Source organism: Kribbella sp. NBC_01245 (assembly GCF_036226525.1).
In the GTDB taxonomy this organism is placed as follows: Bacteria; Actinomycetota; Actinomycetes; order Propionibacteriales; family Kribbellaceae; genus Kribbella.
This window is the reverse complement of the sequence record NZ_CP108487.1, coordinates 4,170,678-4,183,168: the sequence shown is the minus strand read 5'-3', so window position 1 is coordinate 4,183,168 and position 12,491 is coordinate 4,170,678. Positions and strand designations below refer to the sequence as shown.

The following is a 12,491-nucleotide window of genomic DNA, read 5'->3' as shown; positions in this document are numbered from 1 at the left end:
TCGGCGGGAACGTTTCCAAAAATCTCGGTATGCGGATGCCTTGACCATTGACGTGAGTTCCTCGGCGGGCTAAAACGTGACATCGATGTCAATCCGCCCGAGGGAGTCGTTCCGATGCGCAGAGGGTTGAGATTCACCAGAACGCTGGTCGGCGGTCTGGCCGGGGTGGCGGTCTTCGCCGCACTCCAGACGACCGCCGCCACTGGTAGCCAGGACAGCGAGGCCATGACCGCTTCACGCTCGACAGAGCGCGCCGCCGCGTCGTACAAGGCGCTGAACACCTACTTCGACGCGGGCAAGGGCCTGCTGCTCGAGGAGTACCCGAACCACCAGTCGAACCCCTATTCCTACATCTGGCCGTACTCGCAGGCGGTCATCGCAGCCGAGAACCTCGCCGGTACGCCGCTCACGGGCCACCGCTGGGCGGCAGAGGCGGATCTGCGTCTCGACGGCTACAAGCCGTACTGGAACACCACGACAACGCCCAAGGGGTACGACTCGTACCTGCGGCCGCCGCTCGGTCATGGTGGCGACAAGTTCTACGACGACAACGAATGGATCGGGCTCAACCTGATCCAGCACTTCAAGCGCACGGGCGACCGATCCTCGCTCACCCGGGCCAAGGAGATCTTCGACCTGGTCGTCTACGGCTGGGACGACGACCCCTCGCATCCCTGCGCCGGTGGCGTCTTCTGGACCCAGGCCCCGTGGAGCCAGGACCGCAACACCGTGTCGAACGGCCCGGGCGCGGAGCTCGGCCTGCACCTCTACCTGCAGACCAGGGAGAAGAGCTACCTCACCTGGTCGAAGAAGATGTACGACTGGACGCAGAAGTGCATGCTGGCGCCGAACGGTCTCTACTGGGACCACATCGACCTGGCCGGCAACATCGAGAAGACCCAGTGGAGCTACAACCAGGGCGTCATGATCGGCGCTAGCACCTTGCTCTACAAGGCGACCGGCGAGAAGAAGTACCTCGACAACGCGAAGGCCGTAGCCGCTGCCTCGCTGGCCTTCTACGGCTCCGAGGACCGGCTGTGGAAGCAGCCGTCGCGGTTCAACTCGATCTACTTCAAGAACCTGTTCATCCTGGAGACGGTCGCGCCGAACCCGGGCTACCGCGCCGCGATGACGGCCTACTCCGACCGTGCCTGGACCGAGGCGCGTGATCCGAAGACGGGCCTGTTCCACTTCGACGACAAGCCGGTGCAACTGCTGGAGCAGGCGGGCATGGTCCAGATCGACGCTCTCCTTGGCTGGCCGCGCTGGAAGTATGGCCAACTCGCCTGAGATTTTCTGTGGATAACCGGGGAAGGTGCCGTTTTCGACGGCATCTTCCCTGGCATGGAGACTCGTACAGATACCTCGATCGCCCGTTACGTCAAAGCATTGAGCGCCGCTGGTCTGGGGCGGCACGCGACTGCCCTGATGGGTTTGATGCGTCCCAGCGTGCGGCTGCTCGTCGAACAGGTCGCTGATCATCGCCTCGGCGCTTCTCGCCTGGGCGGGCGGCCTGACCTGCCTGCCAAAACCGCCTGGCCTGATTGGGATGGCGTGCCGCTGGCCTTCATCGCACAGATCGACCTGGCCGACACGCATTCCTTCGATGCGGAGGGCGCGCTGCCCGCGCGTGGCCTGCTGTCCTTCTTCTACGAGACCGAAACGGCCGTCTGGGGTAGCGACCCGAAGGATCGTGGCGGCTGGGCTGTGCTCTTCACGCCACCTGGCGCCCAGCTGGTTCGGCGCGAGCCGCCGTCCGGGTTGTCTGTCGGCGGGCGGTTCGAGGCACTACGGCTGAGGCCGGTGCCGACGTTCACCTTCGTGCCGTGCGAGTCGGCTGAGTTCGAAGCGCTCGAGATCAGCCCTGAGGATGCCTTTACTTACAGCGGGGTGCTGGATCGTCTGGGCGATGAACCGCCGGCGGTCGTGCACAGGCTGCTCGGCCATCCCGATCCGCTTCAGGGCGATATGCAGTTGATGTGTCAGATGGCCAGCCAGGGATTCGACGGCTACCAGGATCAGAGTCAGGTCGGGTTGACCGAGGGCGCGCGGGATTGGCGCCTGCTGCTGCAGGTCGACTCCCAGCCGGAGATCGGGATGAGTTGGGGCGATGCGGGCCGCCTGTACTTCTGGATGCACAAAGACCAGCTGGCCGACCAGGAGTGGTCGGCCAGCTGGGTGGCACTGCAATGTCACTGAGGCGGTGGTCCCGCCTCGGTTCAGCTCGCGGCGGTGGCCGCGGTGATCTTGACCGGGGTCAGCGGCTTGCCGTCGCCCGGGCCCATGACGGGGGTGACGCCCTTGAGGGCGACCGCGTCGATCTTCTTGAGGCTGGCCAGGTCGACCGTGCCGAAGGCGGTGTAGTCGGGCGTCAGGCCCGAACCGTCGCCGTACACGATGAAGAACTGGCTGCCCGTGCTACCCGGAGCCTGGGTCTTGGCCATGGCGAGCGTGCCCCGGCCGTACTTCAGCTCTTTCCAGGCCTCTTCCTTGAAGGTGTAGCCCGGGCCGCCGCTGCCCTGACCTGTCGGGTCACCGCACTGCAGCACCTGCAGGCCCTTGCCCACGGTCATCCGGTGGCACTCGGTGTTGTCGAAGTACTTCTGCCCGACCAGGCTCAGGAAGCTCTTCGCCGCGCAAGGCGCCGCGGCCTTGTCGATGGTGAGCTTGAGATCACCGATCGTCGTGACCAGGGTGACCGGGCTGGTGCCCGTGGTCGGGGTCTTGCCGTTCGCCGGGGCCTCGACGGGCTTGCTGGCGGCTTCGGTGCCCTTGTTGTAGGTGCAATCGACCTCGGCCGCCAGCGGGGTGATCCGCTTCGGCGCGGGGAAGAGCGCGGCCGGGATGGAGGTGGCCCGGTTCTCGGCGCTGGCCGGACCGGTGCTGACCGGGGCGCTCGGACTGGTCGACGGGTTCGCCGCGGGGGTGTCGTCACCGCCGATGCCGATCACCACGATGACGCCGACCACGACCGCGACAACGGCCACGATGGCAGTGATCGTGATGGCCAGCCGACGGCGCTGCGCGGCGCGTTCAGCCTCGCGGGCCGCTCGCCGGGCGGCCCGGCGCTGTTCGACCTGCCGTTGATGGGTCTTGTTGACCATTCCGAGCTCTCCTCACCTCACCTGCCGGGTCCTCCGGGCAGGCGCGATCCATGGGTGGGGGACAAGGTACCGTGCCGTCCGGCCACCGCCCACCGTGCCTACCCGGCGACCGAGTGTGCCCGATCAAGCTGGGATTTTCCTGAAGATCCCCCAGCCTTGGCAAGAGGGCATGCGCCGGGACCGGCCCGCGGGTGCGGGCCGGTCGTTCAGCTTGGGTTTGGGTCAGTCCTTGAGTTCGCAGATGACGGCGCCCGCCGACACGGTCGCACCGACCTCGGCGGACAGGCCCGTGACGGTGCCGGCCTTGTGCGCGTTCAGCGGCTGCTCCATCTTCATTGCCTCGAGCACCACGATCAGGTCACCAGCCGCAACGATCGCGCCCTCCTCGACGGCGATCTTCACGATGGTGCCCTGCATCGGCGAGGTGAGCGAGTCACCGGACGCCGCAGCGCCCTTACCGCCACCGGCTGCCCGTCGCGCGGGCTTCTTCTTCCCGCCGTTGCCGCCTGCCGCGGCAGCCCCGAGCCCGGCCGGCAGTACGACCTCGAGCCGCTTACCGCCGACCTCGACCGTGACCTTCTCCCGCTCGCCGGCCTCGGCGACCTCGGCCCCACCGTCGTACGGCGGGAGCGTGTTGTCGAACTCGGTCTCGATCCACCGCGTGTGCACGCCGAACCCGCCAGGCCCGGTGCCGATGAACGCCGGATCGCTCGCCACGGTCGCGTGGAAGGGGATGACCGTCGGCATGCCCTCGACGACGAACTCCTTCAGCGCCCGGCGGGACCGCTCCAGCGCCTGCGTCCGGTCGCGGCCGGTCACGATCAGCTTCGCCACCAGCGAGTCGAACGAGCCGGGCACGGTCTCGCCCTGGTCGTAGCCGCCGTCCAGCCGCACGCCCGGGCCCGACGGCGCGTGCCAGCGGGTCAGCGTGCCGGGCGCGGGCAGAAAGCCACGGCCCGGGTCCTCGGCGTTGATCCGGAACTCGATGGAGTGACCACTGACCGCCGGGTCGTCGTACCCGAGCTCCTCGCCATCCGCGATCCGGAACATCTCGCGGACCAGGTCGATCCCGGTGACCTCTTCGCTGACCGGGTGCTCGACCTGCAGACGCGTGTTCACCTCGAGGAAGGAGATCAGCCCGTCTTGACCGACCAGGAACTCGCACGTCCCGGCGCCGACGTACCCGGCCTCTTTGAGAATGGCCTTGGAAGACTTGTACAACGTCGCGATCTGGCTCTCGGAGAGGAACGGCGCGGGCGCCTCCTCGACGAGCTTCTGGTACCGGCGCTGCAGGGAGCAGTCGCGGGTGGAGATCACCACGACGTTGCCGTGCGAGTCGGCCAGGCACTGGGTCTCGACGTGCCGCGGCTTGTCCAGATACCGCTCGACGAAGCACTCGCCCCGGCCGAACGCGCTGATCGCCTCACGGGTGGCCGACTCGAACAGCTCGGGCACCTCTTCCATCGTGCGCGCGACCTTCATACCGCGACCGCCACCGCCGTAGGCCGCCTTGATGGCGATCGGCAGACCGAACTCCTCGGCGAACGCGACCACCTCGGACGCGTCCGCGACCGGGTTCGGCGTACCGGGAACCTGGGGCGCTCCGACCTTCTCCGCGATATGGCGGGCCTTGACCTTGTCGCCGAGGGAGTCGATGGCGGCGGGCGGCGGGCCGATCCAGATCAGCCCGGCGTCGATCACCGCCTGCGCGAACCCGGCGTTCTCCGCCAGGAAGCCGTAGCCGGGATGCACCGCGTCCGCCCCGGAGCGTGCCGCGACATCGAGGATCTTCCCGACGTTGAGGTACGAGTCGGCCGGGGTCGCGCCGTCCAGCGAATACGCCTCGTCGGCGAGCCGGACGAACAGCGCGTCACGGTCCTGCTCGGCGTACACCGCCACACTGCTCAGCCCCGCATCGGCGGCGGCACGGATAATGCGGACAGCGATCTCGCCGCGATTGGCGACCAGAACCTTGGTGATCGACACATCTGCTCCCTTCAGCAGTCCCTGAGTCTAGGACCAGACCCCCATTTCGCCGATGGCGGACATCACAGCCAGCCCCCGGTTTCTCACGATCAGGTGCTCGCCGTTGTAGTTGTAGGCACCGGTGGACTTTTAGGGTGGGTAGAGGATGTCCATGCGGCAGACGCCGCTGGCTGCCACGCTGCTACTGCGTCACGACGTGGCGCGTCCGTTGCCGCCGATGACCGAAGGAGCCGGTTTGTCCACCATCCCAGAGCCATTGGCCGGTACGGCGCCCGCTGTGTTCGAGAAGTTGGAAGAGCGGTTCGAGGGGATTCGGGGAGACAATCAGCTCGAGCGGTTGTGGAGTGGTGGGCGGTGGCTCGAGGGGCCGGTTTACTCGCCGGCTGGGCGGTATTTGCTGTTCAGCGACATCCCGAATGACCGGATCTTGCGGTGGGACGAGACGTCGTACGGGGTGTCGGTGTTCCGGCAGCCCGCGGGTTATACGAATGGGCACACGCTCGATGAGCAGGGGCGGCTGGTCAGTTGTGAGCACGGCAATCGGCGGGTGACCCGGACGAACCACAACGGGTCGATCCAGGTGCTGGCGGACAACTGGGACGGCAAGCGCCTGAACAGCCCGAACGACGTGGTGGTGCATCCGGATGGCTCGATCTGGTTCACGGATCCGGCGTACGGGATCGACTCCGACTATGAGGGTTTCGAGGGGGAGATCGAGACCGATGGTTGCCACGTCTACCGAATCGACCCGGCGTCGGGCGCGATCACCCGGGTGGCGGACGACTTCGACCGGCCGAACGGGCTGGCGTTCTCGCTGGACGGCACCCAGCTCTACATCACCGATACCGAGCGCGCGCACATCCGCCGTTTCGACGTGAAGGACAACGGTCTGACCGGCGGCGAGTTGTTCGCCGAGTGCGGGAACGGCGCCTTCGACGGCATCCGCCTCGACAACCGAGGCCGCATCTGGGGCGCAGCCGCCGACGGCGCCCACGTCTACCACCCCGACGGCACCCTCCTCGGCAAACTCCTCGTCCCCGAAACCGTCTCCAACCTCACCTTCGGCGGCCCCAAACGCAACCGCCTCTTCCTCACCGCCACCACCTCCGTCTACTCCCTCCTCCTAACCACCACCGGCGCCCCTCAGCCGTACGACGCCTAGGCGTGCGAACGACGCTCACCCCTACTACGCGTAGGCGTGGGTAGCCCGACGCTCACCCCGTACGGCCACGAGGTGGTGCGGGCGTTTCGCGACGGCCGCGCAGACCTGGTTCGCCGACGTCTAGGCGTGGAGGTTTCTGCGAGGTACGTCGAGCCCCTCGCCCACGGTCGGACGCGGAATGCGCCAGCTGTGGAAAACCCAATGCCTGTCTGGTGTGCGTCTGACGGGGTTAGGAGTACTCCGGGCGCGGCCTAGCCCCGTGGGCCAGGCCGCGCTTGGGGTGGGGTTAGGCGAGGGAGTAGTAGTAGAGGGCGGTTTCGTTGTAGGGGGTGTAGTTCCAGGCGTGGTACATGCGGGGGAGTTGGCCCCACTTGGAGCGGAAGTAGGTGGCGTTCACGGTGATGGCGGAGTGGTCGTCGTTGCGGTACGAGACCTTGCGGCCGCCTTGGCCGACGTTGGCGTTCGGGCGGTAGCTGCCGTCCGTCCAGTACTTGTCGTCGCCGGGTGAGTTGATCCAGATGTTGTTGCTGGTGCTCTGGTTGTGCCAGGCGTACGAGTGGCAGTTGTACTTGCGGCTCGAGTTGGTCTCGCGCGTGGCGTTCGGGTAGTTGTTCGCGACCCAGTTGTTGTTCGACGTGATCTGGGCCGAACTCAACTCGTACGTCATCTGGATGGCCGGGACCGCGGTGCCGCGAGGCGTGCGGACGGTGACGCTGGTGTCGGTCGGTCCGAAGACGAGGTCCGACGTGCTGGCGATCTGGGACAGCGTTTCGGGCGAGCGTACGTCGCCGGTGGCCAGGAAGGAGCGGGTGGCGGCGTTGGACGTCAAGCTCTTGGTGGCCGGAGTCGCCTTGCTGGCAAGGGTTCTGCCGATGACGAGGCTGGTGTTCGCCTGGCCGACCAGGCCGTAGACGTCAGCACGGGCGGCTTTGGCCTGGAGCTTCTCGCGGCTTTCCGCGACGAGTTGCGTGAGTTGGCTGTCGTTCATCGTGCGGCGGATCGCGTCCTGCGCGAGCAGCATCTCGATCCGGCGGAACGAAGCGTCGAGTTTGCCTTGCTGCAACAGGGTCGACTTCGGTGCGATGGCCGGGCTCATCGAGTCGTAGCGCTTCAGGAGTTCGGTGCCGGCGTCCGGGCGGGAGGCCAGCGCAGCGAACCCGTTGAACCGCGACGACATCTTGTCGAAGCCCTGCTGCGGGGTGTTGAAGGCCAGCATGTCGTCGTACAGCGGGTAGCGCAGAACGGTGTCGACCAGGGCGGCGGTCGACATCCCGGCCAGGGCGGCGGCCGGGACCTGCGTCACGCGCAGCATGTCGTCATGGGTGGCGAGGTTCTTCCAGGCGGCGGTGCCTGGGAGTACCGGATAGCTGTAGGCGGTCGTGGAAAGCTCGGGCGCCGGAGCCGCTGTTACCGGCTGCGCCAGACCTACCGAGCCCACTGCGACGGAAAGTGCCACCGCGCTCAGCACGAACCGCCGGGTGATCCTCCCCGTCGCCTTGTCACCAGTGGAAATGTCTTGATTCATCACCGCTGTCCCCTCACGTGTCGGCGTTATACCGGCGGGGACGCTACCAACGGTTATTACTCATGTACAGAGCGAGACGATTCGCGAGTAAGTTTCTTACCGGCGTAAGGGCTCGGAGGCGGAAGGGTGCTGCAGGTTCCTGCAGGGCAGCTGCAGGAACCTGCAGCGAGGTCAGAGCTTCTTGAGTTGGTCGATGACGGTGAAGACGGCCAGGAAGCCGAACGCCAGGAAGCCGAACAGCATGACGGCCGTGCGGATGTTGTTGATGCGGATGGGCTTGGGCAAAGCGCGGGAGTTCATCCACCAGAGCAGGCCGGAGTAGACGAACATCATGGTGCCGGCGGTGCAGGCGGAGATGACCAGCAGCACCAAGGGCTGGTCCAGGCCGGCCAGTAGCACGAGGCAGCCGAAGGCGACCAGGCCCCAGACGAGCCAGAAGTAGAGTTTCGACTCGGTGATCTTCGACGTCCGCAGGTAGCGGGCCTTGATCATGTCGGCCGAAAGCCGGGACGTGTAGTCGACGATGCCGGCGGCCGCCGCGAACAGGGAGAACGCGCCGATTGCCCAGAAGAGGTAGCCGAACCAGCCGCCCACCAGGGACTGCAGGGTCATGCCCTCCACCTTCAGGAAGCTGATCTTGTTCTCCACGGCGGGATTCCCGAACAGGGTCGCGTGGGCCAGCATCGAGGTGAAGACGATCGTGACGATGGTGATGACGACGAAGGTCGCGGCCTGCTCGACGTTCGCGAACTTCCACCACTTCTTCCAGCGGGACAGGTTCGCCTCGTCCTGCGGGAAGATGTAGCCGTTCGCGGTCGGGTCGGCCTCGGGCTCACCGGTGACGGGCGAGACCAATCGGGGCACGTGCACGCCCATGGCGAAACCCTTGTCGCGGATCCAGTTGCTCTGGCAGAGGTTCTGCCCGCCGCCGGCTCCGGCGTACGCGATGGCGCCCATGACGAGCGCGAAGCCGAGGTCGCCGACCGGGAACTGCGGGTTCGTGACCGCGTCGCCGAGCGCGCCGTACGTCTTGCCGCGGATGGCGAAGGCCAGAGCCAGGATGACCAGCAGGGCGACGGCGGCGATCTTGACGAAGATGAGCCGCTCGAGCATGACGTACACGACCGGGGCGAGGGTGAGGATCGCGCCGATCACGACGAGGATGCCGATCGCGATCCAGCGCGGATTGCCGCCACCGAACAGGTACGTCAGCATTGACGCGGAACTCGTTGCCCAGCCGGGCCAGAGGTTCGCGAAGTAGGTCATGATCGCGAAGAACAGACCCCAGTGTTTCCAGTAGCGGTTGAACCCGGTCAGGGCCGTCTCGCCCGTCGCCATGGTGTACCGCTCGATCTCCATGTTGAGGAACCACTGGATCGCCACGCCGACGACCGCGCCCCACAGGAAGACGAGCCCGACCTGGGAGGCGATATACGGCCAGAGAATGAACTCGCCGGAGGCAAGTCCGACGCCTGCGCCGACCATGCCGGGGCCGACCACGCGCCAGGCTTTGGAAGGTGGTTCAGGCAGATCCCGAATTTGTGGGGCAGGCAGGTTCTTGGTCGGAAGGTTGAACTCCAGTGAGTCCCGTGTCGCGTTTGCCATCGCTCCTCGTTTCCTCGACCCCCTCGCTCGGGACCTTAGCCATGTAAGGGCTTTCCGGCGACCCGACACGGTGACTCGGCTCACAGCGCTACCCAGGGTCAGCAGATGTCACCATCCGTACGGCGTTGGCGATCCGCCGGGCGCGCGTTTCCGGTCGTTTGGCCTCCTCGATCGCGGTGACGTGTTCGCGGCGATGGCTGAAGCTCAGCCGGTCGAACGCTTCGCGCGCGCCGGCCTCCGTCAAGGCCGCGCTTAGGTCGTCGGGCACGTCGACGGTTCGCTCGGAGGTGTCTCGCTCGACCGAGACGGTGACCGGATCGCCTGGTTCCTTGCCTAGCTCCGTGCGGATCTGTTTCAGGACGCCGAGGCATTTGGTGCCGCCCATCGACACGATCGAACCGGTGTAGGGCACACCGTCGAAGGTCGCGCGCACGGGAATGCGGCCGCCGCCGCCGAGCGCGTCGATCACTTGCGGTGGCACGGCCACGAAGGCACCGCCGCCCGCGCCGACCTCGATTCTGGTCTCGAATGTCTCCATGGCAGAGAGAGTATCCGGATTTGTGCTCGCTGAAGAGGACGAGGAAACCCTTGTGGATAAAGGGAAATGATCGTGGCGAGTCTGCGGCACCTCGCATTCATCGGTCCGAATCCGCCCCTCTTCCCATCGCTGACCTGTGTGGGTCCGCTGTGCTGAGAGAGCGGATTCAGACCGATGAATGCAAGGTGAAGGCGGGCGTGGTCGTGGTCAGAAGGGACCGATGAACCGCGACACGCCGCGTCACAAGGGCCCGATGAGCGGGCTACCGACACGCCGGCGGAGGCCGGGGCGCCGGAGAGCGCGGCCCGCGCGGGTGGGCTAGGGGCGGCGGGAGAGGGGGCTGGGCCACCAGGTGTGGGGGCCTAGGTCGTGGGCTAGGGCTGGGACTAGGAGGGAGCGGACGATGGTGGTGTCGAGGAGTACGCCGAACGCGACCATGAAGGCGATTTGGACTAGGAAGAGGATCGGGAGTACGGCTAGGGCGGAGAAGGTTGCCGCTAGGACGACTCCCGCCGAGGTGATGACGCCACCGGTGACCGCTAGGCCGATGAGGATGCCGGGGCGGGTGCCATGGGAGAGGGATTCCTCGCGTACGCGGGTCATTAGGAAGATGGAGTAGTCGATTCCAAGGGCTACTAGGAACACGAAGGCGTACAAGGGAATCGAGGGGTCCGCGCCGGGGAAGTCGAAGATGTGGTTGAACGCCAGCGCGCTGACGCCGACGGTGGCGCCGAAGGACAGGACGTTGGCGACCACCAGCAGTACGGCGGCCACGATCGACCGGAGCAGCAGCATCAGGACGACGAAGATGACCGCGAGGATGGCCGGGATGATCACCCGGAGATCCCGTTCGCTGGCTTTCATCACGTCGAGGTTGATCGCCGTACTGCCGCCGACGAGCACGTCCGGCGAGATCCGGTCCAGCTCCTGGCGCAACTGCTCGACGACCTTGGTGGCCTCGGGCGAGTCCGACGCGGGCTCGAGGGTCGCCTGCACGAGAACCTTGCCGTCGACAACCTTCGGCGGCACACCCGGCGCGACTGAGGCAGACGCCGAGGCAATCCCGTCAACGCCGGTAGCCACCTGCACCACCTCGGCGGCGCGAGAGGCGGGTGCCACGATCTGCACGGGCGTGCCCGATCCGGCCGCGAAGTGCCGAGCCAAGACCTCCTGGCCGGTGACGGACTCGACCTCGTTCAGGAACAGGTCGCTCTGCTGAATGCCGTCCGCCTTGAACGTCGGCAGGAAGGCGGCGCAGGCGAGCAGACCGAGTGCCGTGACCACCCACACCTTGCGCGGACTACGGCCGACCAGCCCCGAGACGCGTCCCCAAAGGCGCTTGCCGTTGACAACATCCTGGGCGTGCACATGGTCGACCCGCGGGATGACCGGCCAGAAGATGCGCCTGCCGAAGAGCAGTAGTACCGCCGGGAGGAAGGTCATCGACGACACAAGCGCACCGGCGATACCAAGCGCTCCGACCGGCCCAAGGCCCTTCGTGCTGCCCAGTTGCGACAGCAGCAGGCAGAGCAGGCCCATGATCACCGTGACGGCGCTAGCGGCAATAGGCTCGATAGAGGCTCGCCAGGCGATCCGCATCGCCTTGTACTTGTCCTCGTGGTCGTGCAGCTCTTCCTTGTACCGAGAGACCAATAGCAGCGCATAGTCCGTCGCGGCGCCTACAACCAGGATGAACAGGATGCCCTGGCTCTGGCCGTTCAGCTCGATGATGTCGTTGTGAGCCAGCGGGTAGACCACTAGAGCGGCCAGTGCGAGCCCGAAGACCGCAGTGAGCAGTACGGCGATGGGCAGGATCGGGCTTCGGTAGACGATCAGCAGAATGAGGAAGACCACGGTCAGAGCGACACCGAGCAAGATGCCGTCGATCCCGCCAAAGGCGACGACGAAGTCCGCGAAGACGCCGCCGGGCCCGGTCACGTAGACCTGCAGGCCCGTCGGCAACAGCTCCTGCTTGATCGCCGTACGCATCGAATCGGCGACCGCGAACAGCACCGTCTCCCCCTCGGTCACCACCTCCGAGGCCCGGTTGCCGTTCAGCTCGACCACGAGCATCAGGGCCTTGCCGTCCTGACTCGGGATCACCGTTTTGGCCGGAGCCGCCAGATAATCACCGATCGCGGAGCCGTTGGACAGCTTCAGCCCCGGCACCGAGGCCAGGAACGCGGCCGCCTTGGCCTGATCGGGCTTGGTGATACCGGCATCCCGCTCGATCACCACGAAGTACGGCAAGGCGGCGGAATCGACGAACTTGGCCGACTCGGTGTTGACCAGGGTGGACTCGGCTTGTTTGGGCAGGAAGTTCGCGTTGTCGTTCTCCTGCACCTCGCTGAGCCGTCCGACGGTCGGCCCGCCGATACCGGCGAGCAGCAACCAGGCGATCAGGACTGCGGCCAGACCCGCCCGCACGCCCCAACGTGACCCGCCAAGCGACTTCGACCTGCGATCCACCCCGCGTCCCCTCTTACGACTCTCAGTGATCTACAGCACGGTGACCTGCAGATTAGCCGGTTCTCTCATGGCACGGCGGCAGGTGTGCGGGAGCCGTTTCGC

At 66.4% G+C, this 12,491-nt stretch carries 9 protein-coding genes; 3 read left to right on the top strand and 6 right to left on the bottom strand.

Features of this window, described 5'->3' with window-relative positions; translation table 11 throughout:
• Positions 1-114: 114 nt before the first annotated feature.
• Both OG394_RS18520 and OG394_RS18515 read left to right on the top strand, forming a co-directional pair.
• A complete protein-coding gene (locus OG394_RS18520) occupies positions 115-1,290 on the top strand; it encodes a glycoside hydrolase family 76 protein (RefSeq protein WP_328996643.1) in 1,176 nt (391 codons plus the stop codon).
• A 159-nt stretch (positions 1,291-1,449) separates the two neighbouring features.
• Positions 1,450-2,199 carry a YwqG family protein gene (locus tag OG394_RS18515; protein ID WP_328996642.1) on the top strand — a complete coding sequence of 250 codons (750 nt, stop codon included), beginning with the start codon at positions 1,450-1,452 and terminating at the stop codon, positions 2,197-2,199.
• A gap of 20 nt (positions 2,200-2,219) precedes the next feature.
• On the opposite strand, the gene OG394_RS18510 is transcribed toward OG394_RS18515, so the two are convergent.
• Positions 2,220-3,104 carry a peptidylprolyl isomerase gene (locus OG394_RS18510; RefSeq protein ID WP_328996641.1) on the bottom strand — a complete coding sequence of 295 codons (885 nt, stop codon included), beginning with the start codon at positions 3,102-3,104 and terminating at the stop codon, positions 2,220-2,222.
• A 222-nt stretch (positions 3,105-3,326) separates the two neighbouring features.
• Positions 3,327-5,090, bottom strand: coding sequence for an acetyl/propionyl/methylcrotonyl-CoA carboxylase subunit alpha (locus OG394_RS18505; protein WP_328996640.1), 1,764 nt, complete (start codon positions 5,088-5,090; stop codon positions 3,327-3,329).
• Positions 5,091-5,241: 151 nt separating this feature from the next.
• On the opposite strand from OG394_RS18505, the gene OG394_RS18500 reads away from it, so the two are divergent.
• Positions 5,242-6,252, top strand: a complete 1,011-nt coding sequence (locus OG394_RS18500; protein WP_328996639.1) for an SMP-30/gluconolactonase/LRE family protein — start codon at positions 5,242-5,244, stop codon at positions 6,250-6,252.
• A 286-nt stretch (positions 6,253-6,538) separates the two neighbouring features.
• On the opposite strand, the gene OG394_RS18495 is transcribed toward OG394_RS18500, so the two are convergent.
• The 4 genes from OG394_RS18495 to OG394_RS18480 all read right to left on the bottom strand — a co-directional run bounded on the left by OG394_RS18495 (position 6,539) and on the right by OG394_RS18480 (position 12,389).
• Positions 6,539-7,777 (bottom strand): hypothetical protein, encoded by a 1,239-nt coding sequence (locus tag OG394_RS18495; protein WP_328996638.1) that lies wholly within the window; start codon positions 7,775-7,777, stop codon positions 6,539-6,541.
• 171 nt (positions 7,778-7,948) lie between these two features.
• Positions 7,949-9,382, bottom strand: a complete 1,434-nt coding sequence (locus OG394_RS18490; RefSeq protein ID WP_328996637.1) for an Nramp family divalent metal transporter — start codon at positions 9,380-9,382, stop codon at positions 7,949-7,951.
• A gap of 88 nt (positions 9,383-9,470) precedes the next feature.
• Positions 9,471-9,920, bottom strand: coding sequence for a YdeI/OmpD-associated family protein (locus OG394_RS18485; RefSeq protein WP_328996636.1), 450 nt, complete (start codon positions 9,918-9,920; stop codon positions 9,471-9,473).
• A gap of 318 nt (positions 9,921-10,238) precedes the next feature.
• Positions 10,239-12,389, bottom strand: coding sequence for an MMPL family transporter (locus tag OG394_RS18480; RefSeq protein ID WP_328996635.1), 2,151 nt, complete (start codon positions 12,387-12,389; stop codon positions 10,239-10,241).
• Positions 12,390-12,491: the final 102 nt, after the last annotated feature.